Origin of the sequence: Streptomyces sp. NPDC101776 (genome assembly GCF_044766845.1) — a bacterium.
Classification (GTDB): Bacteria; Actinomycetota; Actinomycetes; order Streptomycetales; family Streptomycetaceae; genus Streptomyces.
Genome location: NZ_JBIWMV010000001.1, coordinates 928,403 through 952,345, shown reverse-complemented (window position 1 = coordinate 952,345; position 23,943 = coordinate 928,403). Strand labels below are relative to the sequence as shown.

Here is a 23,943-nt window from a genome sequence, read left to right as displayed (position 1 = left end):
TCAGCCTTCCTGCTGGAGCAGTGTGTCGCAGGCCTTGACAGCGTTGTCAAGAGCCGTCTTGGGGCTCTCCTTGCCTTGCAGCGCCTTGGCGACCTCGTTGCGCAGCGCGGTCTTCATCTGCTCACTGAACAGCACCGGCGTGTAATTCTCCGCGTTCTTCAGGGACTTGGCGGCGGCGATCCGCACCCGTGTCTCGTCGGTGCCGTCCTCCTTGGTGAAGTACGGGTCGTCGAGGGACCCGGCGGTGCTCGGGAAGATGGCGACCTTCTTCGCGAACGACATCTGCTGCTGGGCGTCGGTGACGTAGTGCGCGAAGGCCACGGACGCGGGCGTGTGCTTGGTCTTGGAGTTCACCATCACGCCCATCACGTACATGTTGACGTGCCCGGTGCTGGTGATCTGGTCGGTGATGCCGATGTTCTTGTACAGAGTGGGCGCCTGCTTCTTGAAGTTGTCGAGGTCCAGGGCGCTGCCCGGGTTCATGGCGACGGCCCCGGTGAGGAACTTCTTGCCGGACGACTCGGGGGTCGCGGTGAGCGCCTGCGGGTCGAGGGCCTTCGCGTCGTACAACTCCTTGTACTTGGTGAGGAGTTCGATGCCCTTCGTGTCGTTGAAGGCGAAGGCGGTGCCGGCCTTGTTCATGAGCTGGACGCCGTAGCGGCCGAAGTCCTCGACGGTGGGGACGTTGGCGAGGGTGGCGACCTTCCCGTCCGTCTTCTTCGCCAACTGGAGGGCCTGGGCGAAGAGTTCGTCGTACGTCTTCGGCGGCTGGTCCGGGTCGAGTCCGGCCTGCTTGAACAGGGACTTGTTGTAGAAGAGCGGGCCGGTGTTGAGATACCAGGGGAAGGCGTAGGTCCCGGTCATGCCCGGTATCTCGTGGCTGGCCCAAGCGCCCGCCAGATACTCGCTCTTGTACTTCGCGGCCGACTTGTCGAGGTCGAGGGCGAGGCCCGCCTTGGCGAGCGGGGCGACCAGGTCCGGGGAGACGTTGACGACGTCGGGCAGGGTGCCGCCGGCGGCGTCCGCGCTGATCTTGTCGGCGTAGCCCTCGGCGGGCTGGTCGATCCACTTCACATGGGTGCCGGGGTACTGCTTCTCGAAGCCGGAGATCACGCCCTCGAAGTACGACTTGAAGTTGGCGCGGAGGTTCCAGGTCTGGAAGGTGATGTCGCCCTCGACCTTGCCCGAGGCGTCGGTCGATCCGCCGTCGTCTCCCCCGGAGCCGCAGGCGCTCAGCGGCATGAGGACTACGGCGGCGGCAGCGGCGGCGAGGACTCTGCGGGAGATGCGCACAGCGAGTGGCTCCTTTGCAGTGGGGGTGGCCAATCGTGCCGGGGCAGACCTTGCACGCTGCCCGGCGCGCGAGTCAATGGATTCCGCTCAGCTAAATTCATTAGTTGGCCGGATCCGGCCAACTGCACTGGTCAGGTAGGTGTGTTCGCATTCTTGCGGTGGATCACTAATGCGCTTTAGGGTGTGCTGGCTCAAGCGCATTAGTGCGCGGCTCCGGTGGAATGGAGAGCAGGCTTGTCAGGCAAGCGGTCGCCCGCGCGTCGGCCGACGATGAAGGACATCGCGCAGCGCGCCGGTGTGTCCGAGAGCGCGGTCTCCTTCGCGCTCAACGGCCGGCCCGGCGTCTCCGAGATCACCCGCGACCGGGTGCGCCGGGTCGCGGAGCAGTTGGGCTGGCGGCCCAGTACGGCGGCGCGGGCGCTGTCCGGGGAGGGTGCGGCGACGGTCGGTTTCGTCCTCGCCCGGCCCGCGGAGACACTCGGCGTGGACTCCTTCTTCCTCCAACTCGTCTCGGGCATCCAGGAGATACTGGCCGAGCGCCATCTCGGGCTGCTCTTCCAGATGGCCGAGGACGTCGAGGACGAGTGCGCGGTGTACCGGCGCTGGTGGGCCGAACACCGGGTGGACGGCGTCCTGGTGGCCGACCCGCGCACCGTCGATCCGCGGCCCGATCTCCTCGACGAACTGGGCCTGCCCGCCGTGGTGATCGGCGGCGCCCCGGACGAACGGCATCCCGGTCTGTCGACGGTGTGGGCCGACGACGCGGGCGCGATGGCGTCGGTGGTCGACGAGTTGTACGCGCGCGGCCACCGCCGTATCGCGCACATCGCGGGCCTGCCGGGCCTCGCGCACACCGAGCGCCGGATCCGCGCCCTGCGCGCCGAGGCCGCGCGGCGCGGGCTGACCGAGGTGCGCTCGGTGACCACGGACTACTCGGACGCGGCGGGTGCCGCCGTCACCCGCCGGGTCCTCGAAGTCCCCGCTCCACCGACGGCGTTGATCTACGACAACGACGTGATGGCCGTCGCCGGGGTGGCCGCCGCGACCGAACTCGGCCGCTCCGTACCGGCGGACGTGTCGGTGGTCGCGTGGGAGGACTCCGCGCTGTGCCGGATGGTCCGGCCGTGGCTGTCGGCGTTGTCGCGGGACAGTGTGGAGTTCGGCCGTACGGCGGCCCGGGAGTTGACCGCGCTGCTGGACGGCGGCCCGGCCCGTACGGTGCGGGTGCCGGTGCCGCGGCTGATCGAGCGGGACAGCACGGGACCGGCACGGGTGTGAAAGTGCTGTGTCTCCCGGTTCGCGGCCGAATCGCCGGACACCGCCGGGTACTTCGTGTGAGGCTTTGCCCATGACCTCCGAAGACCCGCTGGCCGACCGGCTCCAGCTCGACCGGCCGCACTCCGCCCGTGTGTGGAACTTCCTCCTGGGCGGCAAGGACAACTACGCCGCAGACCGCGAAGCCGGCGAAATGATCGTCCAGATGTTCCCGGACATCGCCCTCCTCGCGCGTCTCCAACGCCGCTTCCTGGTAAGGGCCGTGCGCTATCTCGCCGAGGACGCGGGCATCCGCCAGTTCCTCGACATCGGGACCGGATTGCCCACCGTCGACAACACGCACGAGGTGGCGCAGCGCATCGCGCCCGAGAGCCGCATCGTGTACGTCGACAACGACCCGCTGGTGCTGGTGCACGCGCAGGCGCTGCTCACCAGCACCCCGGAAGGCGCCTGCGCCTACCTCGACGCCGATGTGCGCGACCCCGAGGGAATTCTCGAAGTCGCCGCGCAGACCCTGGACTTCAGCAAGCCGATCGCGCTGACGATGCTGGGCATCCTGGGCCAGATCCCGGACTCGGACGAGCCCGAGGCCGTCGTGGGCCGCTTCCTGGACGCCCTGCCGCCGGGCAGCTATCTCGCGCTGAGCGACGGCACGGACACCAACGCGGCGCTCAACCAGGCGATCTCGGTGTACAACGCGAACTCCGCCAGCTCCTACCACCTGCGGAGTCCGGAGCGGATCGCGGCCTATTTCAAGGGACTTGAGGTCATCGAACCCGGCATCGTGCCCACCTCGCAGTGGCACCCGGAGCCGGTCGACGTGGGCCGCGACCCGTCCGACGTGGACGCGATCTGCGGTATCGGCCGCAAGGTCTGAGCAACGGAAGAGGGGGGCATCGGCCACGATGCCCCCCTCTTCATCTGTCCCGGGTCAGAGTCGGAACAGCGCCCACACCGTCTTCCCGCCGCCCGCCCGCAGGTTCCAGCCCCACGACTCGCTGAGCGCGGAGACCACTTGGAGACCGCGCCCGGACTCCGCGAACTCGTCCGGGCTGCCCTCCACGGGGACGCGATCGCTGTCGTCGGTGACCGCGCACACCGCGTACGGCAGCCGGTCCCACACCGCGAGCCACAGTGAAGGCTGCTGCTCGGCAAGGGAGTTGGGCCCCCGGCCGTAGCGCAACGCGTTGCTCACCAGCTCCGACACGGTGACCGCCATGTCGTCGAGGACCTCGTCCCTGGCCCGGCCGGTCAGCGCCGCGCGGGTGAAGTCCCGTGCCACATGGGCCGATTGAGGCATCGGCGGCACGACCAGGACGGAACAGAGGGCGGGGTCGCGGCCGTCCCCGACCGTGGGGACCCGGGTGACGGTCTGTCCCGGCTCGGGCCGGCCCACCTCGTCCACGGCCCGGCACAGCCACTCCCAAGTCCCCTCTATGTGGAGGGTGTTGGTCGGCCGTACGACTTGCTCTGCGGACATCGCGACCCCTGAGACCCCTGGGAAGAGAACAACTGCGCGGCTACACCTGTCCGGAACATGGTCCTCCGACTGACCCTGCGAACGCAAGTGCATCGGCAATTACCGCTGCAATTGCAGACGATCTTGCGAGCGGTGCCCCCGAGGGCTATCGTCCTCCACATCACCAATGGGTGCAATTGAAGCTGCAATTGCATCTGATCTTCCGGGGGAGCGATGAGGCCTCAGATCGTGCACGAGAACGGCATGGCGGCGACCCTGCTGAACGGCGCGCAGTGGCGCAAGAGCCACCACAGCAACCCCGAGGGCAACTGCGTCGAGTTGGCCGCGCTCTCCGACGGTCACATCGCCGTGCGCAACTCGCGCCACCCCGAAGGTCCGGCGCTCGTCTACACCAGCGCCGAGATCTCCGCGTTCGTCCGCGGTGTGAAGGACGGCGACTTCGACGGCCTACTCCCCGGTCGTTGAGGTCAGGCAAACCCGCGGATGGCCGGAAGGCGCCGGACACAGGCCGGCACCTTCCGGCTCCTTCACTCCCCGCAGTTATCCGGAACCTCGGTGCTACGATCCTCTTTTAAGTCCCGAAAACTTGCGGACGGTATCGGCGCGACCGCCGAGGGGATGAACATGACTGCAGCTCAACCGGAATACGCGCCCTCGGGTTCGGACGTGCTGAGCCTTCAGCGCGGTGGTCCGACGGTCCAGCGCATCATGCTGGGCACCCGCCTGCGCCGCCTGCGCGAGTCCCTCAACATCACACGGGACACGGCCGCTTCGGCGATACGCGCCTCGGACGCCAAGCTCTGCCGTATGGAGCTGGGCCGCGTCGGCTTCAAGGAGCGCGACGTGGCCGACCTGTTGACGCTGTACGGCCTCCAAGAGCCCGACGTGCGCCAGGACTTCCTGGACTCGGCCCGCCGCGCCAACGAACCCGGCTGGTGGCGCGCGTACGGCGACGCCTTCCCGACCTGGTTCGAGCAGCATCTGGGTCTGGAGGAGGCCACCTCCCTCATCCGCACCTACGAAGTCCAGTTCATTCCCGGCCTGTTGCAGACCGCCGCGTACGCCGAGGCCGTCATCCGGCTCGGCCGCCCCACCGACACCCCGGACTCGATCCAGCGCCGCGTCGAACTCCGCATGACCCGCCAGGAGTTGCTCACCAGGCCCGGCGCTCCGAGGCTGTGGGTCGTGGTGGACGAGGCGGCGCTGCGCCGTCCGCTCGGCGGGGCGGACGTGATGCGCGAGCAGGTGCGCCACCTCATCGAGACGGCCGCCCTGCCGAACGTGACACTTCAGGTGCTGCCGTTCCACGTGGGCGGCCATGCCGCCGCCGGCGGTCCGATCACCGTGCTGCGCTTCCCGGTGCCGGACCTGCCGGACGTCGTCTATCTCGAACAGCTCACCAGCGCCCTCTACTTGGACAAGCCCGACGAGGTCGACCGCTATCTCGCGGTCATGGACCGGCTGAGCATGGTCGCCTCACCGGCCCCCGAGTCCGTGGCCTTCCTGGAGAAGCTGCTCAAGGACAGCTGACGGTCACACCCGCGACCGGTACAGCCCGAACTCCGCGATCCCTACGGCGTCCCGGGCCGCCGTCACCCGGATCCGCCACCGCCGGGCCCGTACGGGCGCGGCCAGCAGCAGGATGCGGCTCGCGCCGATCGTCCCGGCGCGGGTCACCTCCGTCCAGGCCCCGTCGACGTACGCCTCGACCACGAAGCCCTCGACCTGCTGGCCGTGGCGCCCGATGTCCTCCGCCAACCGGACGCGGTCCACGGCCTGTTCGGTACCGAGGTCGACGGTGACCCGCCCCGGCGAGACGGTCCTTCGCGCCCCGCGCGCCAGGTCCTCGGGCAGCTCCCGGTCCACGCGCTCGCGGAACTCCCGCAGGCGCGCCACGTCCGGCGCGGCCAGCAGACCGTCCGTGTCCGGCGGCACGTTGAGCAGCAGGACCGCGTTGCGGCCGACCGACCCGAAGTAGATGTCGATCAACTCCGCGACGCTCTTGGGGACTTGATCGGGGTGGTAGAACCAGCCGTCGTGGATCGACACATCGCACTCGGCGGGCCACCACTGGAGGTAGTCGGTATTGGGCTGCGCCGCGACGAGCGCGGCGCGACTGCCCTCGTCGGGGGTGTCGTAGGACAGCGCCCAGTCCGTACGGCCGTACTGCTCCTCCTTCACCGGGAGGACGCTCCACTCGTCCGTCCGCGCGGTGCCGCCCTCGTTGCCGACCCACCGCACATCCGGTCCGGTCACGGCGATCGCCGCGTCCGGGGCCAGCGACCTGACCAGGGTGTACCAGCTGTCCCAGTCGTAGTCCTCGACCTTGCCCGGCGGGATACGGCCCTGGGCGCCGTCGAACCAGACCTCGTCGATCGGGCCGTACTCGGTCAGCACCTCGTAGAGGGTGTTGAGCATATGGGCGCCGTAGTCGGTGGCGTCCAGTGCGTAGAAGCTGTCCGGTGAACGGTCGTCGCCGTCGACGAGGGTCGGGACGGTGCGCGTGGCGCGTGCACTGCCGTTGGCGTAGACGCCGTGGAGGTACTGGTTCTCGTCGGCGGGCGAGAGGTAGACGCCGGCCTTGAGGCCGTACCGCCGCATGGAGTCGGCGAAGGAGCGCAGTACGTCGCCCTCCCCCGCACGCCAACTGCTGTAGGCCACCGTGTGGTTGGTGTACCGGGACGGGTAGAGCACGAAGCCGTCGTGGTGCTTGACGGTGAGGATGGCCAGCTTGAAACCGCCGTCGCGCAGGGCTCGGGCCCACTGGTCGGTGTCGAGGCCGGTCGGCTGGAACACGTCCGGGTCCTCGTCGCCGGTCCCCCACTCCAGGCCGGTGAAGGTGTTCACGCCGAAGTGCAGGAACGCCGTCCGCTCCAGTCTCTGCCAGGCCACCTGCCGTGCGGTGGGCCGGACTTGGGAAGCCTTGCGGACCAGGTCGGCCTCGGTGTCGTCCGGGCCGACGGGAATACGGGAGCGGTCGCCGATCGTGGGCAGGGGTGCCGCGAGTGCGGGGAGCGTGGTGGTGCCGGTCGCGGCGAGCGCGGTGGCCGAGAGGACGAAGAGACGTCTGGAGAGGGCCATGGGGGTGGGACTCCTCCGGTCAGGTCAGTGTGCGGTCAAGTGCCAGGTGGCGGGCCGGTGTTGGTCCGGCGGGTACTGCACGAGCCGGCCGTCGTCCGCGATGCTCAACGCCATCTGCGTGATCGCGTTCACCAGCCGGTAGCCGCCCGCCGCGGGCGCCAGCTCCCAGCGCTGCATGGTGTTCGCGGCATCACAGGGCTGTGGGGTCGCCGAAACTCCGGGCTGGAGCGGCACGTTGAGGGTCAGCTTGCCGCCCTGTATCTCCAGGCAGCCCTCCGCCGTCCGCAGCGTCGCATAGCCGTCGGGTGTGCGCCGCACCGTGGCATCAAGAGAGGCACCCGCCGTGCGGAAGGTGTACGTGCCGTCCGGCACCGGTACCCGGGTCAGGTCCCGCCACCCGGGCGCATGCCCAACTGTCGTGCCCCGGGAGGTGAATTGGGCGTAGGTGGCGTCGGGATGCGGATCGCCCCAGGTCGCCTGGGCGAGGTGCCGTAGTGCGGGCTCGGTGTCGGCGGTGACCTCGTTCTCGGTCTCGCCGCGTCCGTTGTCGGGCCAGAGGCTGATCTTCGCGCCGGTGATACCGGTGCTGGAGGTGAGCTTCTCGCCCTCGAAGCTGCGCGGGTCCCAGCTCTGGTCGTAGAGCGACTCGGTGTCGCTGTGGAAACCGCCGCGCACGAGGTAGAGGGAGTAGGCCGCGTTCATCAACGGGTAGCCCTGGGCGACGATTTGGCTCGGTTTCTCCTGGACGTTCAGCCAGTGCTCGACCGTCGTGCCGGCCGCCACCGGCACGGTGTTGGCACCGGTGAGCCCGTCGTTCCAGATGCGCAGCTTCTTGCCCTTGCTCGCGGCGTAGGCCTGGACGCGGTTGATGAAGTCGATGTAGGCGTCCTGCGGGGTGGCGTTCGCGCCGTACTTCTCCTGGGCGTAGCGCAGCATCTGCGGGTACTTGGAGTAGTCGGAGCCGAGCATGTACTCGTCGGCGCCCATGTGCCAGGACGGCGCGGTGAAGACCTGCGCGTACTCGTCCATCAGGCTCGTGTAGTAGTCGAACGCGGCCTGCTGGGTGACGTCGAGCCGGGCGGGCTGCTTGTTGCCGTCGCTGTCGGTGAGCTGGAGGTCGGGGCGGTTCTCTATCCACGGGTCCATGTGGCCCGGGGAGTTGATCTCGGGGATGATCTCGACGTGGTACCGGTCGCCGAGCGCGACGAGGCGGCGCAGCTCGTCCTTGGTGTAGTAGCCCCAGGTGTTCGCCTCGGGGTGCGCGTCGCTCTTCACCTTGATCTCCAGGAGCAGTTGGTCGAGCTTGTGGTACGCCATCTCGCGCACCAGGTTCTCCAGCCAGGGCAGGGAGATGTGGATGTAGCAGGCGCAGACGCCGACCCCGCGTTCCTGGTAGCGCGGTACGTCGACCGTGCGGCCGGCCGGTATGTGGTCACCCTGGGCGAGCAGTTGGAGGAGGGTGCGGGTGCCGTAGAAGGCGCCGGTCTCGGTCGCGCCGGTGACCGACAGCCGCTTGCCCGCCCGGAGTTCATAGCCCTCCGCACCCAACGAGCCCTGTGTCGGCCGGACTTCGATCAGGATGTCGCCGGGACGGCCGGCACCGCCGCGCACGACGGGCACCGTTCCGTGGCCCGCCGCCTTGAGGTCGTCGGCGAGGGTGTCGGCGACCCTGCGCTCACTCGCGCTGCCGGCCACCAGCCGGGTCCCGCCGTCGAAGTCGTAACTCCCGGACCCGGGCGTCCAGTTGGACAGTGCGGGCACGGTCACCGGCGTCGCCGCCCGCTCCCGCTGGACCGCGACCGCCGGTACGGGCGCCGCGAGCAGCGCGCACACCGCCACGAAGCCGATCAGCCGGAACCGTCTCTTCCTGCGCTCAGCCATGCCACTCCACCGGTCGTGATTGATCGGACGTCTGATGATTGGACCGCCCTCAGGGGCTGTCAATGGGCAACGGGAGCAGCCAAGTTGGGCCAGTGATCGGAGGACCGGCTGGTCAGTGGGCTCCTACCCGGAACCGGCCCGCGAAAAGTCCAAGAAGACGGTCACGTATGTCCAAGGCGAACCCCTCCCGATTTTCCGGGGCGGCAGACACTCGACGCGACGCCCACACCGGGGCACAGTTCTCCGTACATACTCACGAGTAAGTCGAAGGAGCGCGCCCGTGACCAGCTGGATCGGCCGTACCGCCGCCGAGTTGTCCGCCGCCGTACGCGAGAAGCGGGTCACTCCGCGCGAGGTGATGGCCGAGCATCTCGCCCGGATCGAGCGGCTCGACGGGCGGATCGGCGCGTTCCGGGTGGTGCGGGCGGAGGCGGCGCTCGCGGAGGCCGACGAGGTGGCCGCGCGGGCGGATCTGGCCCGACTCCCCCTGGCGGGCGTGCCGGTGGCCGTGAAGGACAACCTGGCCGTGACGGGCGAGTCCAACCGGGTCGGCTCGGCCGCGACCCCGGACACGCCTGCCGACCACGACCATGTCACCGTGGCGCGCCTGAGGGCGGCGGGTGCGGTGGTCGTCGGGCTGACGAACGTGCCCGAGCTGTGTGTCTTCGGGACCACCGAGGGCGTCCACGGCACCAGCCGCAACCCGTGGGACACCACCCGAACCGCGGGAGGTTCCTCGGGCGGCAGCGCGGCCGCGGTCGCCGCCGGCATGGTGCCGATCGCGCTCGGCAACGACGGCATGGGCTCGCTCCGCATTCCCGCCGCGAACTGCGGTCTCGTCACCATCAAGCCGGGGTTCGGGGTCGTCCCGGCCGGCATCGGCGACGGTGACTGGTTCGGAATGTCCGAAAACGGACCCCTGGCGACGACCGTCGAGGACGCCCGGCTGATGTTTTCGGTCATCGCGGACACCGAGGTCGTACGCCCCGACGAGCCCATGTCCCGCAAGATCGCCGTTTCCGTGCGCAGCCCGCTCGCCGGGGTCGCCGTCGGCAAGCCGTATACGACCGCCGTCCGAGAGGCCGCCGGGCTGCTGGCCGGAGCCGGTCACGCGATGCACCGCGCCGATCCGCCGTATCCGCTGTCCCTGAGCAACACATCGCTCGCGCATTGGACGGCAGGCACCTCGGTGGACGCGGCGGGGCTCGACCCGCGGAAGCTGACGCGGCGGACCCGGGTGCACGCGGCGATCGGACGCCGGTTCGTGAAGAGCGTCCGCACCGGGAAGAGCCGGGAGCGACTGCGCGAACGCCTCACGCCCTTCTTCGCCGGGCACGACATCCTGCTGACGGCGGCGCTGGCCCGCCGCTCCCCCAAGGCCGGGCCGTGGCACGAGCGGGGCTGGCTGCGCAATGTGCTGGCCAACACCAACTACTCGCCGATGACGCCCCCTTGGAACCTCACCGGCTGGCCGGCCATGTCGGTCCCGTTCGGCACGCTGCCCTCGGGCGCGCCCTGCGCCGTACAACTGGTGGGGCGGCCGGGATCGGAGGCGGCGCTGCTGGAGCTGGCGGAGGAGTTGGAGAAGCTGCGTCCGTGGGTGCGGACCGCGCCGCTCGGCTAGAGAGCCCGGTGCATGATGTGCAGGCCCACGCGCCCGTCGCGGGGATGGTCGAAGGCCTCCGGGACCGTGCCCAGGATGGTGAAGCCGAGGGAGAGCCAGAGCTTGACGGCGGGGTTGGTCTCGACGACCGCGTTGAAGACCATGCCCCGGAAACCCTGCTCGCGGGCGGTGGTGAGGATGTGCTCGGCGAGGGCGCGGCCGATACCCCGGCCGCCGTGGTCGGGGTCGACCATGAAGCCGGCATTGGCGATGCGGTCGGCGGGGCCGCCGTAGTTCGGGGTGACGAAGGCCGAGCCGACGATCGCCCCGGTCTCGTCCTCGGCGACGTAGACGCGCTTGGGCGGGGACGTCCACAGGGCCCGGGCCGCCTCTTCGGAGGTGTCCCGGGCCCAGGTGTAGGTGTCGCCGGCGGCGACGATCCGGTGCCAGAATGGCCAGATCCGCGGCCAGTCGTCGGCCGCGGCTTCTCTGATCAGCATGGGCGTGATTTTCGCACGCCCATGCCGTCGGCGGTCGCGATGGGTCCCGTGGAGGTTCTGGGGGCGGTCAGTCCACGCTGGGCAGGATGTGGGGCTCGGCGAGGTCGTCCTCGTAGCCCGCGAGACGGATGGGGGCCGACCGTGCCCACACGGCCAGGCTGCCGAGCTCGTCGGACCGGTGGCCCGCACGCTCCGTGTGTTCCTTGGGGCGTTGCTCGCTGTTCGTCTTCTCCGGCGTCACCGCACACTCCTTATGCGTCGGGTCACCCTCGGGGCACACCGGCCGGTCTCCGGTCCGGTACCTGAGCCCGCTCGGGCGTGGGTTGAAGGCAGTTCGGACGCGGTGGCGCCGGTTCACTCGTGTGAGAGCAGGCCGTTGTGACCGGCTTGTCCCGGGACGGACCATGGGTGTGGGTGGGACCCCTTGTCGCTGTCCGTCTGCCTCAGGTTAACCAAATGAGCGGGCCGCCGCTCGATGGGGCTGAAAACATGGGGTAACTATTGCGAGTCTCCCCGTGTTCTTCGGCCATGACCTGAACCGGTTTGTTACATCATGCGCGGTTTGACGGCCACCCGCATGGCCTGCATCAGCGCACACACGGTCGAGAACATGACCTACGTCACTCAAGGCGTCGCGCAGTTCAGGTCCTGTTGGCTGAGCCGCAAGCTCGCCATGATCCCCTGGGGTTCCGCACGGGCTGTCTCGCGGGAGGACTGACGCATGGAGTTGCGCAGCGTCGAGGAGCTGATGGATCTGCTGTACGCCTGTCGGGGCGCCTGGGACACCCCCGACAGAAGCGGCGACCCGGTCGATCTGCACGAGCACGCGCTGCAGACGGCCGCGCTGCTGCGCCGAAGTCGCCCGGCCGACAAGGAACTTCAGATCGCCGGCCTGGTCCACGACATCGGGCATCTCCTGCAACCCGGCGACGACGCCGGGCACGCGGACCACGCGGCGGACGCCGTCCACGCCCTGCTCGGCGAGCGGGTCGCCCGGCTGGTCCGTCTGCACGTGCCCGCGAAGCGCTATCTGGCCACCGCCGCACCGGACCACGATCTGTCCGCGCAGAGCACGCTGACCCTGCGGACCCAGGGCGGCCCGATGTCCCGCGCCGAGGCCGCCGCCTTCGAGCGCGATCCGCTCGCCGACGACGCGATCACCCTCCGCCAGGCCGACGACGCGGCCAAGGTCGTCGGCCTCGACGCCGGGGTCCTGGAGGACTGGCGCACGGTCCTGGGCATCGTCGCCGCCCGGAACTCCCGACTGCCCAACTCCCGGCTGGGGGCTGTCGACTGACGGCCCGTCATGAGACGGTACGGCGATGACGTCGTCGTCGTACGGTCTGCGGGGCCGGGCCGTCCTGGTCACCGGGGGGACGCGCGGGATCGGTCGCGCGGTCGCCGAGGCGTTCGCCGGGGCCGGGGCGCTGGTGTGCGTGAGCGCGCGGGACGCCCGTGAAGTGGCGCGCGCCGCCGAGGAGTTGGGCGGGATCGGACTGGCCGGGGATGTCGGCGACCCCGAACACCCGCGAAAGTTGGCGGAGTTAGCGCTGCGCGCGTTCGGCCGGATCGACGTGGTCGTCAACAACGCGGCGACGAACCAGCCGTACGGTCCGCTCATGGAGGCCGATCCGGACGCCTGGCGGACGGCGTTCGCCGTGAACGTGGAGGCGCCGCTGCGGCTGGTGCAGTGCGCGTGGCGGGCGTGGATGCGGGAGCACGGCGGCGCGGTGGTGAACGTGTGCACGGAGGGCGCCGGGCATGTCGGGCCGAACGTCGGGGCGTACTCGACCAGCAAGGCGGCTCTGCTGCACCTGACCCAGCAGCTCGCCGGCGAACTCGCGCCGAGGGTGCGGGTCAACTCCGTCTCCCCCGGGCTCGTCCGCACCGAGATGGCCCGGTTCGTGTGGGAGCCGGGCGAGGCGGAGCTCGCCGCCGGGCTGCCGCTCGGCCGGATCGGTGAACCGGCCGACATCGCGCGGGCCGTGCTGTGGCTGGCCTCCGACCAGGCCGAGTGGATCACCGGGGCGGAGCTGCTGGTGGACGGCGGGACGCGGGTGCGGGCGGCGTACGCGTCGGGCGGGTACGCCGTCCACGACCGGCTGCGGTCGGCCGCACCGCCTCAGACCGGCACCGCGACCCGCTGAGGTCCGCCGAACCGCCCCGCCCCCTCAGCCGGTCACCACTTGCCGGGCGCGTAGTCCTTCAGAAAGACCCCGTACAGGTCCTCGCCCTGCTCGCCGAGCACGATCGGGTCGTAGACCCGGGCCGCGCCGTCGACCAGGTCGAGCGGTGCGTGGAAGCCCTCCTCGGCGAGGCGGAGCTTGTCGTAGTGGGGGCGTTCGTCGGTGATCCAGCCGGTGTCGACCGAGGTCATGAGGATGCCGTCGCTCTGGAACATCTCCTGGCCGCTGGTGCGGGTCACCATGTTCATCGCGGCCTTGGCGGCGTTGGTGTTCGGGTGTCCGGCGCCCTTGTAGCCGCGGCCGAAGACGCCCTCCATCGCGGAGACGTTGACGATGTACGCGCGTCCGCTGGTGGCGGCCTCGGCGGCGGCGGCCATGGCCGGGCGGAGCTTGCTGATCAGGATGAACGGCGCGGTGTAGTTGCAGAGTTGGGTCTCGAGGAGTTCCACCGGGGAGATCTGCTCGATGGTCTGCACCCAGGTGTTGGTGTCCACGACGTCGGGGACCAGGCCGCCGGCGTCGATGGCGGTGCCGTCGAGGTGCCGGGCGACGCTGGCGTTGCCCGCGACCAGGGCGAGGTCGGCGACCTGCTGGGCGTCGAGTCCGCTGATCCCGACGGGCAGCGCGGCGAGGCCGTCGACCGCGCCGGAGCCGAACGCGCCGATGACGTGGTGGGCGGGCAGCTCACCGGCGGGCAGCGGGGCGCTCTCGCCGTCGACGAGCGCGGCGTAGGCGGAGGGCAGCCGGCGTACGGTCTGGGTCGCGTTGTTGATGAGGATGTCGAGGGGGCCCGCCTCGGCCACCTGGTCGGCGAGGGCCACCACCTGCGCCGGGTCGCGCAGGTCGGTGCCGATGACCTCCAGGCGGTGCAGCCAGTCCGCCGAGTCGTCCATGGCCTTGAAGCGGCGGATGGCGTCCTTCGGGAAACGCGTGGTGATCGTCGTGTGGGCGCCGTCGCGCAGCAGCCGCAGTGCGATGTACATGCCGATCTTGGCGCGACCGCCGGTGAGCAGCGCGCGCTTGCCGGTGAGGTCGGCGTGGACGTCACGCTTCTCGCGGTTCAGGCGGGCGCAGTCCGGACAGAGCTGGTGGTAGAAGTAGTCGACTTCCACGTAGCGGGTCTTGCAGGTGTAGCAGGAGCGCGGGCGCTGGAGGATCCCGGCGATCCGGCCCTCCTCCGTCACCGACGACGGGAGGAGGCCCTCGGTCTCGTCGTCGATGCGCTGCGCGGAGCCGGTCGCGGTGGACTCGGTGACGGCCTTGTCGTGCGCGGTCTTCGCGGCCCGGCGGTCCTGGCGGCGGCGCTGCTTGACGCTGCGGTAGATGCCCGCGGTGGCGCGGCGCACGGTGATCGCGTCGGGGTGGTCGACGTCGATCTTCTCCAGTTCGTCGAGCACGCTGAGGCAGACGGCCAGCCGCTCGGGGTCGATGCCGGGCCCGTACACGACCTCGTCCGGGGTCGTGGAGCCGTTCTCTGTCACCGTCATCGCGCTGCCGTTTCCTTGGGTCGTCCGCGGTGGCGCTCCGATCGCACCGGCCGTCGAACAGGGAATTTTACGGAGCGCCGGGCCGCAGCACCAAACTCGTGCCGCGTCACGACCCACAGGCGGTGATGAGCGTCTCCACCTCCTCGGTGAGGGCACGGGCGAACAGATCGAGATCCGGTACGGCCGCCGCGTCCGCGACGAGGCCGTAGTGGACGTGTCCGCGGAAGGTGGAGACGGCGACCGCGAGGGACTGCCCGCGGGCCAGCGGGGCGAACGGGAAGACCGCGGTGACCGGGTTGCCGCCGAGTTTCAGGCCGATGCCGGGCAGCGGGACGCTGGTGACGAGGATGTCGAACCATAGCCTGGCGGCCTGTGCGGCGAACGGTCCGCCGAGCCGGTGGCCGAGGGCCGGCACATGGTCGGCGAGCAGGGCGACGGCGCCCGCGCCCCGGTTGGGTCCCGCGTCCTTGTTGCGGTCCATGGCGGCGCGCACGGAGTCGAGCCGGGCGAGGGGGTCCGGGTCGTCGACGGGCAGCCGTATCAGGTACCCGGAGAGCCGGTTGCCCTGCGGCTGCGCGCCGCGCGGGCGGCGTTTGGAGACGGGGATCAGAGCGCGGGGCGCGACGCCCTCGCTGCCGTCGCCGCGTTCGTCGAGCCAGCGGCGCAGGGCGCCCGCGACGACGGCGATGAGCACGTCGTTGACGGTGCCGCCGACGGTCTTGCGGATGCGGTGCACATCGTCGAGGTCGATGACGACTCCGGCGGTACGGCGGGTGCCCGAGGGCTCGGAGGTCAGCGCCGCCGACGAACGGACGTCGAGGGTGGAGCGGGCGACGGACGCCCCGATGTCGAGGGCCCGGCCCACGTCGGACAGCGCGCCCCGCAGCAGCCCGGGCAGCTTGCGCACATCGGGCAGGAGGCCTCGTGCGGGCTCCTCGGGGCGTGGCCGCCGCTCGGGCAGGTCCATCGGGTCGAGGATCGCGGCGGCGAGGGTCAGCGCCCGCAGTCCGTCGGCCAGGGCGTGGTGGAACTTGAACAGCACGGCGAAGGAGACCCCGTCCTCGCCGGGCAGCACATGCGCCTCCCACGGGGGCCGGCCGCGCTCCAGCGGGCGTTCCATGAGCCGGCCCGCGACCTCCTGGAAGTCGGCGGTCGGGGCGTGCAGCCGGACGTGGTGCAGCGGATCGAAGTCGGGGTCCTCCTCGCGGGTGGCGCTCCCGAAGGACAGGGACAGCGGCTGCCACACGTCCCGGATGCGCATCCGCAGCCCGGGGACGGCGGCCGCACGGGCGGCGAGAAGGTCGGCGGCGTGGGCTCCCGCGGTCGGCGAGTGTGCCGAGAAGACGCCGAGTGCGCCCAGGTGCATCGGGTTCCGGTCGGACTCGATGTTCCAGAACGCCAGGTCGAGTGGAGCGAGCGGATCGGAAGTCAAAGGCTTGCCTCGCGTCGACTAGGGGTGAGCAAGCAGTGAAGCGCCGACAAGCGATTACGGTCAAGTACGATCAAGCTACGCACAGTTAACAGCAGATTACATCCGGCCCCGATCCCGCCCCTCTGAGAGGGGCGGGACTCCAGTGGCGCCTGAGATCACTTCAGCGCAGGTGGTGCCGCCTGGGGTGATGTACCCCACTCCGACGGGTGCGGGCCGACCGTGAAGTCGAGCGACCGTACGGACCTCAGCTGCCCGGTCGTCAGATAGGTGCGGTCGTACGACGTCCCGTCCGTCCGGGCCGCCTGGATGTAGCGGTCGCCGGCGGAGGTGCCGGGCGCCTTGATGGTCAGGGCGCCGTGCGGGTAGTAACGGCGGTCCAGGGTCAGGTCGACCCGGTCGAAGACGGGCGTGGACAGGCCCCAGGTGTCGTAGCCGGGCTGGACCGGGAAGATCCCGATCGACGACAGGACGTTCCAGGCGGACATGGTGCCGAGGTCGTCGTTGCCGGTCATGCCGGTCGGGCCGTCCGTGAACAGGGTCAGCGCGGCATGGACGACATCGGTCGTCTTCCACGGCTGTCCGGTCGACAGATAGGTGTACGGGGCGATCAGGTCGGGCTCGTTCTGCGGGTTGTACTTGTCCGCGTTGTAGTAGTCGTACGGCCCGTCGACCCACACCTCGCGGGCGGTCTTCGCGGGGTCGGCGAGCAGCTGGTCGTAGGCGAAGAAGGAGTCGAGCCGGGCGTTGGCCGCCTGCTGTCCGCCGATGAGGTCGACCATGCCGGGCAGGTCCTGCGGGACCAGCCACTGGTACTGCCAGGACGTGCCCTCGTGGAAGCCCTCGCTCTGCGCAGGATCGGTCGGCCCGACGAAGGCGCCGGAGGCGTCCCGGGCGCGGAAGAAGCCGGTCGACGGGTCGAAGATGTTCCGGTAGCTCTGCGCGCGGGCCGCATAGCGCGCGGCGTCGGCGCCGTGTCCGAGGTCGCGGGCCATCTGCGCGAGCATCGCGTCCGAGAGGGCGTACTCCAGGGTGGCCGAGGCCCCGTGGTCGTAGTCGGAGTCACCGGGCTTCGCGTGGGGGCGGTCCTTGATGTACGGCGCGAAACCGTTGGCGATGTACTCCTTGTTGGCTTCCCGCCCAAGCGCCGCCGACTCGGTGGACGGCACACCGTCGGCGTTCTGCTTCAACGCCCGGTAGGCACGCTCCTCGTAGCCCTTCAACAGGCCTTGCTGGTAGGCGTTGGTGAGGAACGGTGTGACCGGGTCGCCGGTCATGATGTTCGTCTCGACCGTGCCGTAGCCCCACTTGGGCAGCCAGCCGCTCTCCTCGTCGATCTTGATCACCGAGATCGCCATGTCGCGGGCCTCGCGGGGTGCGAGCAGGGCGAGGAGCTGGGACTGGGTGCGGTAGGTGTCCCAGAGGGACCAGTTCTGGTAGTACGTGAAGCCCTTCGCGCGGTGGATCTTCTGGTCCCAGCCGGTGTAGCGGCCGTCGGCGTCACTGCCGATGTTCGGCGCGAGGAAGGACCGGTACAGGGACGAGTAGAAGGTCCGGCGCAGACTGTCGGAACCACCCTGCGCGCGGACGTCGTCGAGCCGGTCCTCCCAGGCCCGTTGGGCCCGGTGGCGTACCGCGTCGAACGAACTCCCGCCCTCCGCCCGGAGGTTGACGGCCGCGCCGTGCGCGTCGACGTAGGAGAGGGCGGTGGTCGCCTCGACCGTACGGTCCTTGCTCGTGTCGAAGCGGACGTACGCGCCGCCGCTCCCGCTCTTCGAACCGGCCGTCACCGTCGAGCCGTTCCAGGTGCCGTAGGTGGTGAAGGGGCGGTCGAAGCGGGTGATCGTGTAGACGGTGTACGGCTTGGTGTCCTGGCAGAAGCCGCGGCCGGTGATGGTGGTGCGTACGGTCCGGTTGTCGAGGACGTCGACCTTCGAGGAGACCCCGGAGTGCAGCGACTGGGCCGCGTTGAGCAGCACGTTGGCCTTGTCGGTGGCCGGGAAGGTGTAGCGCTGGACGCCGGTGCGCGCGGTCGCCGTGAGTTCGGCCTCGATGCCTGTTTTCAGACCGACCTGGTAGTAGCCGGGGCTCGCGTGCTCGTCGTCGTGGCTGAACTCGGCCGCGTACTGGGCGTAGTCCGTCCGCGTCACCTCGCCGGTCGTGGGCAGTACGGGCAGATCTCCGCCGAGCCCGCAGCCGACGCCGGAGAGGTGCACGAGGGAGAAGCCGCGGATGTGGTTCTGGGAGTAGTCGTACCCGGTGTTGTGGCCGGTGTCCGGCGAGAACTGCACCATGCCGAAGGGCACGGCGGCGCCGGGATAGGTGTTGCCGTCGTTCTCGGTGCCGATGAACGGGTTGACCAGGTCGGTGAGTCGACCGTTGGCAGAGGCTGCGGCGGGGGCGGGGGCGGCGAACAGCGCGGACACTGCCACCGCCCCCGCCATGCACAACCGCAGGCGCCGGGTCCATCTCATGGGTCCTCCAGGGGAGTTCAGGTGGTGGGGCACCCTGCGGGGGACGCCTGCGAGGCGTCGCGGATCAGGGCCTGCTGAGCGGCCTTCACCCGCTGCGCGTCGGGCTTGAGCACCCGCCGGTCGTAGGTCATCAGGCCGTTCAACTCGCCCTCGACATCGGATATCTGGGTGTAGACCGCGCCGTTGCTCCCCTGGCAGGTCAGGGCGTGCACCTCGGCGAGCTTGGTGAGGTAGTCGTCGGTGTAGGCGGCCGGGTCGACGTCGACGTACGACTGCTGGACCGACCAGGCGTGTCCCGGCACCGCGAGCCCGAGGCCGCCGTACTCCCCGCTGACCAGGGCGCGTTGACCGTCGGGATGGGGTGGCAGGGCGGGGCTGGGATAGCCGTGTTCGTCGATGATGTCGCCGGTGCCGCCGTCCACGCCGAGGTTGATGCCGGACATGCTGTTGACGAGCCGCGTCGGGTCCCAGGCCTTCGCCTGGTCGGCGATGCGGGCCTCGTCGTACTGGCCCCAACCCTCGTTGAACGTCACCCACATGACGATCGACGGGCTGCTGATGTGCTCGTCGATCATCTGCTTCATCTCGCGCTCGTACTCGGCGCGGGCGGCGGGAGACGGGTTCACCCCGGCGGTCATCGCGGGCATGTCCTGCCACACCATGAGGCCCAGCCGGTCGGCCCAGTAGAACCAGCGGTCGGGCTCGACCTTGATGTGCTTGCGCACCGCGTTGAAGCCCAACTCCTTGTGCACCTTGAGGTCATGGGCGAGTGCCTCGTCGGTGGGGGCGGTGTAGAGGCCGTCGGGCCAGAAGCCCTGGTCGAGGGTGGCCATCATGAAGACGGGTTTGCCGTTGAGGACCGTGCGCGGGACGCCGTTCACCTTCTCGACGGCGATCGAGCGCATCCCGAAGTAGCTGCCGACGCGATCCTTGCCGACGGTGACCTTCAGGTCGTAGAGGAACGGGTGGTCGGGTGACCAGAGTTGGGGGTTCTTGATGGTGAGGGTCAGTGGGCCGCCGGTGCGGCCGTGTGCGGTGGCTACCGCTCGCTTTCCGTCGTACGCCGTCGCCGTGATCGGTACGCCGTCCCGAACTCCCCGCGCTTCGACGGTGAGTTGGCGCTTGGCGACGTCCGGGGTGAGCTTGAGGGAGTCGACGTGGTCGGGGGCGACCGGTTCCATCCAGACCGTCTGCCAGATGCCCGAGGTCGGGGTGTACCAGATGCCGCTCGGGTCGAGGCGCTGTTTGCCGACGGGCGGGTTCTCGCCGTTCGCCGCGTCGGTGGGGTCGTAGACACCGACGATCAGTTCCTGGGTGCGGCCGGGCTTGAGGGCGTCGGTGACGTCGGCGCCGAACTTGTCGTAGCCGCCCTGGTGTTCGGTGACCTTCGTGCCGTTCACGTAGACCTCGGCACGCCAGTCGACCGCGCCGAAGTTGAGCATCAGGCGCTTGCCCGAGCCGATCTTCCAGTCGGCGGGGACGGTGAAGGTGCGGCGGTACCACATGCGGTCCTCGTGCCGTTCGAGGCCGGAGAGCTGGGACTCGACGGGGTACGGGACGAGGATGCGCTCGGCGAGGTTTTGGCCGACCGGCGGTTGCTCGCCCGCCGTCGCCGCCGCGAACTGCCAACTCCCGTTGAGGTTCCGCCAGTCGGTGCGGGTGAGCTGGGGGCGCGGGTACTCGGGGAGTGCGTTGTGCGGGCCCACCTGGTCGGCCCACGGGGTGCGCAGTTCGTAGGTGGAGTGGTTCCGGCCGGTGCTCCAGAACGCGTTGATAACGTTGCCATCGGCCGTGGTGAGGCCGGCTTCGCCGTCGTAGCGGATGTCGGCGGTGCCGGGTGCGGTGCCCGTCTTGTTGCCGACGACGGGTTCGGCGAGCGGGACGATCAGGGTCCGCGGGTCCGCCGGGTCCAACTGAGCCGTCCCCAGGGGCCACTTGGCGCCGCCGATCACCGCTTCGAGGTGGTCGGTCAGGTCGGCCGGGGGTGCGGCGAGGGGCTGGGCGAAGTCGAGCTTCAGGGTGCGGCCGGTGCCGGTGACCGTGGCGGCGAGGGCGCCGTCGTAGTCGTAGCCGTCGGGGAGGCGGAAGGCCGACTGCGGGACGGGGACCTTGGTGCCGCCGGGTTCGGTCCAGCGGAGGTGGAGGTTGGAGCCGCCGTAGTGCTCGAAGTACTCGACCTTGATGTCGTAGGCCGTGCCGGCGGTCAACTCGACGGGGGCGGCGGTCTGTTCGGTGTCCCAGTCGTCGACCCAGTGGTCGATGACGAGCCGGCCGTCGATCCACAGCCGGAACCCGTTGTCGCCGATGATCGAGAAGGTGTGGGGGCCGGACTTCGCCGGGACTATCTTGCCGGTCCAGCGGACGCTCACGTCGTCCGACCGGCCGGTGGCGAAGGCGAGCCGGGGTTCGAGGTTGTCGAAGTCGAGGTTCGGGTCGACGCCGGTGGCCTTGAGGTCGGCGAAGTCGAAGGCGCCCGGGGCGGACTGGGTGTAGTACTCGCCCTTCAGGCCGTGGATCTCCACGGGGTCGTCGGCGGTGGTGGCGCTCGCGGTGGGGACGGCGGCGAGCCCGGCGATGCCGAGGGCCAGGACGAGGAGTAGCGCGAGTCGGTCTCTGAGTCGTCTGATGCGCACGGAACCTCCATAACAACGTTGTCATTGGCGGCAGTTGGCATGACAACACGGATTCCGCATTCCGTCCAGGGACATGACAAGCGTGGGTGTGGAGCGCACCACGGCACGGCAAAGCCCCGGTGCGGCCGAAAAGCACCGGGGCCCTGGATCGGCTCTGCGAGGCGTTACGTGACCAGTTGGCCCTTCCCGAGTGCGATGACCCCGCCCTTGGAGACCGTGTACAGATCGGCGTCGCGCTCCGGGTTGACCCCGATCGTCGCGCCCGGCGGTACCTCGACGTTCTTGTCCAGGACGGCGCCCCGGACCACCGCACCGCGCCCGATGTGGACGTTGTCGTGCAGGATCGAGCCCTGGACCACGGCTCCCGGGTCGACGACCACACCCGGGGACAGCACCGAGCGCGTGACCTGGCCGCGGATGAGGCACCCGGAGCTGATGATCGACTCGCTGGCCATGCCGCCGGCGTTGAAGCGGGCCGGGGAGAGCTGGCCGGAGTGGGTGTAGATCGGCCAGTTGCGGTTGTAGAGGTTGAAGGCGGGGCGCTCGGCGATGAGGTCCATGTGGGCGTCGTAGTACGCGTCCAGGGAGCCGACGTCACGCCAGTAGCCCTGGTCGCGGGTCGTCTCGCCGGGAACGTGGTTGGCGCTGAAGTCGTACAGCGCCGCCTCGCCCCGCTCTGTGAGCGCGGGCAGGATCGAGCCACCCATGTCGTGCACCGAGCCGAGATCCTCGGCGTCCCGCTGGAGGGCCTCTATCAACGCCTTGGTGGTGAAGATGTAGTTGCCCATCGAGGCGTAGACGCACTCCGGGTCGTCCACCAGGCCCGGTGGATCGGCGGGCTTCTCCAGAAAGTTCTCCACCGTCTGGCCGTCCGAGCCCGGGGTGATCACGCCGAACTGCGAGGACTCCGCGCGCGGGACGCGGATACCGGCCACCGTGACGCCCGCGCCGCTCTCGATGTGCTGGGCGAGCATCTGCCGGGGGTCCATGCGGTACACGTGGTCGGCGCCGAACACCGCGACGTACTCGGGGCGTTCGTCGTAGATCAGGTTCAGCGACTGGAGGATCGCGTCCGCGCTGCCGAGGTACCAGCGCGGGCCGAGGCGCTGCTGCGCCGGGACGGGTGTGACGTAGTTGCCGAGCAGGCTGGACATGCGCCAGGTGGTGGTGATGTGGCGGTCCAGCGAGTGCGACTTGTACTGCGTGAGGACGCAGATGCGCAGAATGTCGGCGTTGACGAGATTGGACAGTACGAAATCCACGAGGCGGTACGTTCCGCCGAAGGTGACCGCGGGTTTGGCCCGGTCGGCGGTCAAGGGCATCAGCCGCTTGCCCTCACCGCCCGCCAGTACGATCCCGAGCACCGAAGGTCCGCCACGACGCATGGCCGCTCCCCTCACCCTGGTTGACCCCAGCCTGCCCCTGAGCAGCGCACACTAAGCCTTTTCGAGGATCTCCCCGTAGAGCCGCGCGGTGCGCAGCGCCACGGCGTCCCAGCCGAACTCGGTCACCGTGCGCTCCCGCCCGGCCTCGCCCATGCGTTTCGCAGTCTCCGGGTCGGCGAGCACGGAGTCGAGGGCCAGCGCGAGGTTGGCCTCGAAGTCGTCGTCGACGTCCACCAGGAGTCCCGTCTCCCCGTGTGCCACCACCTCCGGGATGCCGCCGACGCGGGAGGCGACCACGGCAGTGCCGCAGGCCATCGCCTCCAGGTTGACGATCCCGAGGGGCTCGTACACGGAGGGGCAGGCGAACACGGTCGCGTGGGTGAGGAGCTGGATGACCTCGGGGCGCGGCAGCATCTGCGGGATCCAGTGCACGCCCGCGCGGACGCCGCTCAGCTCCCGGAAGAGCTCGCGGAACTCCTGGTCGATCTCGGGGGTATCCGGCGCGCCCGCGCACAGCACGACCTGTACGGCCGGGTCGATGTCCCGCACGGCGCGCAGCAGATGAGGCACGCCCTTCTGGCGGGTGATGCGGCCGACGAACAGGACGTAGGGGCGGTCGGGGTCGATGCCGAGCCGGGTGAGGACGTCGGTGGCGTGGTCGGGCCGGTAGAGCGTGGTGTCGATGCCGTTGTGGATGACCCGCACCGTGGCGGGGTCCAGCGAGGGGTAGCAGCCGAGGATGTCCTCGCGCATGGCTCCCGATACGGCGACCACGGCGTCCGCGGCCTCGATCGCGGTGCGCTCGGCCCAGCTGGAGAGGGCGTATCCGCCGCCGAGCTGCTCGGCCTTCCAGGGGCGCAGCGGCTCCAGGGAGTGGGCGGTCATGATGTGCGGGACGCCGTACAGGAGCTTGGCGAAGTGGCCGGCGAGGTTGGCGTACCAGGTGTGGGAGTGGACGAGCTCACGGCCTTCGAGGGCGGCGGCCATGGAGAGGTCCACGGAGAACGTCCGCAGGGCGTCGTTGGCGCCGTCGAGGGTGGGCCAGGAGCGGTGGCGTACGACGCCGTCCGTTCGGCCCTCGCCCCAGCAGTGCACGTCCAGGTCGACCAGGGGCCTCAACTCCCGGGCGAGGAACTCCACATGGACGCCCGCGCCGCCGTACACATCCGGCGGGTACTCCCGGGTCAGCAGTCCCACTCGCACCCGAAACCCCTTGTTCTCGGCGGCAGATTGCAC

General features: G+C 69.9%; 20 protein-coding genes. 8 read left to right on the top strand and 12 right to left on the bottom strand.

The genetic code is table 11. The annotated features are described in order from the left end of the window. On the bottom strand, positions 1 to 1,293 hold the full coding sequence (locus tag ACIRRY_RS04095; protein ID WP_403967648.1) for an ABC transporter substrate-binding protein: 1,293 nt from the start codon (positions 1,291 to 1,293) through the stop codon (positions 1 to 3). A 270-nt stretch (positions 1,294 to 1,563) separates the two neighbouring features. Between ACIRRY_RS04095 and ACIRRY_RS04090 the strand changes: the two genes are divergently transcribed. After that, positions 1,564 to 2,571: a LacI family DNA-binding transcriptional regulator gene (locus ACIRRY_RS04090; protein WP_403968345.1), complete on the top strand. Its 1,008-nt coding sequence runs from the start codon at positions 1,564 to 1,566 to the stop codon at positions 2,569 to 2,571. 70 nt (positions 2,572 to 2,641) lie between these two features. After that, positions 2,642 to 3,445, top strand: a complete 804-nt coding sequence (locus ACIRRY_RS04085) for an SAM-dependent methyltransferase (protein ID WP_403967646.1) — start codon at positions 2,642 to 2,644, stop codon at positions 3,443 to 3,445. Positions 3,446 to 3,499: 54 nt separating this feature from the next. On the opposite strand, the gene ACIRRY_RS04080 is transcribed toward ACIRRY_RS04085, so the two are convergent. Further along, the gene (locus ACIRRY_RS04080; protein ID WP_403967644.1) at positions 3,500 to 4,048 is read right to left on the bottom strand and encodes an ATP-binding protein; all 549 of its coding nucleotides are present in this window, start codon (positions 4,046 to 4,048) and stop codon (positions 3,500 to 3,502) included. Positions 4,049 to 4,261: 213 nt separating this feature from the next. Between ACIRRY_RS04080 and ACIRRY_RS04075 the strand changes: the two genes are divergently transcribed. Both ACIRRY_RS04075 and ACIRRY_RS04070 read left to right on the top strand, forming a co-directional pair. Then, a complete protein-coding gene (locus ACIRRY_RS04075; protein WP_234477210.1) occupies positions 4,262 to 4,513 on the top strand; it encodes a DUF397 domain-containing protein in 252 nt (83 codons plus the stop codon). 159 nt (positions 4,514 to 4,672) lie between these two features. Then, the gene (locus tag ACIRRY_RS04070; RefSeq protein ID WP_403967642.1) at positions 4,673 to 5,578 is read left to right on the top strand and encodes a helix-turn-helix domain-containing protein; all 906 of its coding nucleotides are present in this window, start codon (positions 4,673 to 4,675) and stop codon (positions 5,576 to 5,578) included. A gap of 3 nt (positions 5,579 to 5,581) precedes the next feature. On the opposite strand, the gene ACIRRY_RS04065 is transcribed toward ACIRRY_RS04070, so the two are convergent. Together ACIRRY_RS04065 and ACIRRY_RS04060 are read right to left on the bottom strand one after the other, a co-directional pair. Further along, on the bottom strand, positions 5,582 to 7,129 hold the full coding sequence (locus ACIRRY_RS04065; RefSeq protein ID WP_403967640.1) for an alpha-L-fucosidase: 1,548 nt from the start codon (positions 7,127 to 7,129) through the stop codon (positions 5,582 to 5,584). A gap of 24 nt (positions 7,130 to 7,153) precedes the next feature. Beyond that, positions 7,154 to 9,010 carry a family 20 glycosylhydrolase gene (locus ACIRRY_RS04060; RefSeq protein ID WP_403967638.1) on the bottom strand — a complete coding sequence of 619 codons (1,857 nt, stop codon included), beginning with the start codon at positions 9,008 to 9,010 and terminating at the stop codon, positions 7,154 to 7,156. A 280-nt stretch (positions 9,011 to 9,290) separates the two neighbouring features. On the opposite strand from ACIRRY_RS04060, the gene ACIRRY_RS04055 reads away from it, so the two are divergent. Then, complete coding sequence (locus ACIRRY_RS04055; protein WP_403967636.1) at positions 9,291 to 10,634, top strand: amidase; 1,344 nt, start codon at positions 9,291 to 9,293, stop codon at positions 10,632 to 10,634. Here the strand turns inward: ACIRRY_RS04055 and ACIRRY_RS04050 are convergent. Beyond that, the gene (locus tag ACIRRY_RS04050; protein ID WP_403967634.1) at positions 10,631 to 11,113 is read right to left on the bottom strand and encodes a GNAT family N-acetyltransferase; all 483 of its coding nucleotides are present in this window, start codon (positions 11,111 to 11,113) and stop codon (positions 10,631 to 10,633) included. The genes ACIRRY_RS04055 and ACIRRY_RS04050 overlap by 4 nt on opposite strands. A gap of 67 nt (positions 11,114 to 11,180) precedes the next feature. Continuing rightward, on the bottom strand, positions 11,181 to 11,354 hold the full coding sequence (locus ACIRRY_RS04045; RefSeq protein ID WP_403967632.1) for a hypothetical protein: 174 nt from the start codon (positions 11,352 to 11,354) through the stop codon (positions 11,181 to 11,183). Positions 11,355 to 11,675: 321 nt separating this feature from the next. Between ACIRRY_RS04045 and ACIRRY_RS04040 the strand changes: the two genes are divergently transcribed. From ACIRRY_RS04040 to ACIRRY_RS04030, 3 genes are read left to right on the top strand one after another with little or no spacing between them, the layout of a single operon-like run. Continuing rightward, the gene (locus ACIRRY_RS04040) at positions 11,676 to 11,831 is read left to right on the top strand and encodes a hypothetical protein (RefSeq protein ID WP_403967630.1); all 156 of its coding nucleotides are present in this window, start codon (positions 11,676 to 11,678) and stop codon (positions 11,829 to 11,831) included. Between the two features lie 3 nt (positions 11,832 to 11,834). Then, the gene (locus ACIRRY_RS04035) at positions 11,835 to 12,410 is read left to right on the top strand and encodes an HD domain-containing protein (protein WP_403967628.1); all 576 of its coding nucleotides are present in this window, start codon (positions 11,835 to 11,837) and stop codon (positions 12,408 to 12,410) included. Positions 12,411 to 12,435: 25 nt separating this feature from the next. Beyond that, on the top strand, positions 12,436 to 13,260 hold the full coding sequence (locus ACIRRY_RS04030; protein WP_403967627.1) for an SDR family oxidoreductase: 825 nt from the start codon (positions 12,436 to 12,438) through the stop codon (positions 13,258 to 13,260). 32 nt (positions 13,261 to 13,292) lie between these two features. Here the strand turns inward: ACIRRY_RS04030 and ACIRRY_RS04025 are convergent, their stop codons facing one another. The 6 genes from ACIRRY_RS04025 to glgA all read right to left on the bottom strand — a co-directional run bounded on the left by ACIRRY_RS04025 (position 13,293) and on the right by glgA (position 23,910). After that, positions 13,293 to 14,786, bottom strand: coding sequence for an SDR family NAD(P)-dependent oxidoreductase (locus ACIRRY_RS04025; protein ID WP_403967625.1), 1,494 nt, complete (start codon positions 14,784 to 14,786; stop codon positions 13,293 to 13,295). 106 nt (positions 14,787 to 14,892) lie between these two features. After that, entirely contained in the window at positions 14,893 to 16,218 is a 1,326-nt protein-coding gene (locus ACIRRY_RS04020) for a wax ester/triacylglycerol synthase family O-acyltransferase (protein WP_403967623.1), read from the bottom strand. Positions 16,219 to 16,373: 155 nt separating this feature from the next. Continuing rightward, on the bottom strand, positions 16,374 to 18,689 hold the full coding sequence (locus ACIRRY_RS04015) for a GH92 family glycosyl hydrolase (RefSeq protein ID WP_403967621.1): 2,316 nt from the start codon (positions 18,687 to 18,689) through the stop codon (positions 16,374 to 16,376). A 17-nt stretch (positions 18,690 to 18,706) separates the two neighbouring features. After that, positions 18,707 to 21,322: a PA14 domain-containing protein gene (locus tag ACIRRY_RS04010; protein ID WP_403967619.1), complete on the bottom strand. Its 2,616-nt coding sequence runs from the start codon at positions 21,320 to 21,322 to the stop codon at positions 18,707 to 18,709. Positions 21,323 to 21,486: 164 nt separating this feature from the next. Then, on the bottom strand, positions 21,487 to 22,707 hold the full coding sequence (glgC, locus tag ACIRRY_RS04005; RefSeq protein WP_327399598.1) for a glucose-1-phosphate adenylyltransferase: 1,221 nt from the start codon (positions 22,705 to 22,707) through the stop codon (positions 21,487 to 21,489). A gap of 51 nt (positions 22,708 to 22,758) precedes the next feature. Then, positions 22,759 to 23,910 carry a glycogen synthase gene (gene glgA / locus ACIRRY_RS04000; RefSeq protein WP_403967617.1) on the bottom strand — a complete coding sequence of 384 codons (1,152 nt, stop codon included), beginning with the start codon at positions 23,908 to 23,910 and terminating at the stop codon, positions 22,759 to 22,761. Positions 23,911 to 23,943: the final 33 nt, after the last annotated feature.

Excerpts from the sequence above, each read along its gene's own strand:
- ACIRRY_RS04090 (WP_403968345.1), top strand. The coding sequence starts at position 1,564 with ATGAAGGACATCGCGCAGCGCGCCGGTGTGTCCGAGAGCGCGGTCTCC.
- ACIRRY_RS04085 (WP_403967646.1), top strand. The coding sequence starts at position 2,642 with ATGACCTCCGAAGACCCGCTGGCCGACCGGCTCCAGCTCGACCGGCCG.
- ACIRRY_RS04080 (WP_403967644.1), bottom strand. The coding sequence starts at position 4,048 with ATGTCCGCAGAGCAAGTCGTACGGCCGACCAACACCCTCCACATAGAG.
- ACIRRY_RS04075 (WP_234477210.1), top strand. The coding sequence starts at position 4,262 with ATGAGGCCTCAGATCGTGCACGAGAACGGCATGGCGGCGACCCTGCTG.
- ACIRRY_RS04070 (WP_403967642.1), top strand. The coding sequence starts at position 4,673 with ATGACTGCAGCTCAACCGGAATACGCGCCCTCGGGTTCGGACGTGCTG.
- ACIRRY_RS04065 (WP_403967640.1), bottom strand. The coding sequence starts at position 7,129 with ATGGCCCTCTCCAGACGTCTCTTCGTCCTCTCGGCCACCGCGCTCGCC.
- ACIRRY_RS04060 (WP_403967638.1), bottom strand. The coding sequence starts at position 9,010 with ATGGCTGAGCGCAGGAAGAGACGGTTCCGGCTGATCGGCTTCGTGGCG.
- ACIRRY_RS04050 (WP_403967634.1), bottom strand. The coding sequence starts at position 11,113 with ATGCTGATCAGAGAAGCCGCGGCCGACGACTGGCCGCGGATCTGGCCA.
- ACIRRY_RS04035 (WP_403967628.1), top strand. The coding sequence starts at position 11,835 with ATGGAGTTGCGCAGCGTCGAGGAGCTGATGGATCTGCTGTACGCCTGT.
- ACIRRY_RS04030 (WP_403967627.1), top strand. The coding sequence starts at position 12,436 with ATGACGTCGTCGTCGTACGGTCTGCGGGGCCGGGCCGTCCTGGTCACC.
- ACIRRY_RS04025 (WP_403967625.1), bottom strand. The coding sequence starts at position 14,786 with ATGACGGTGACAGAGAACGGCTCCACGACCCCGGACGAGGTCGTGTAC.
- ACIRRY_RS04015 (WP_403967621.1), bottom strand. The coding sequence starts at position 18,689 with ATGAGATGGACCCGGCGCCTGCGGTTGTGCATGGCGGGGGCGGTGGCA.
- glgC (WP_327399598.1), bottom strand. The coding sequence starts at position 22,707 with ATGCGTCGTGGCGGACCTTCGGTGCTCGGGATCGTACTGGCGGGCGGT.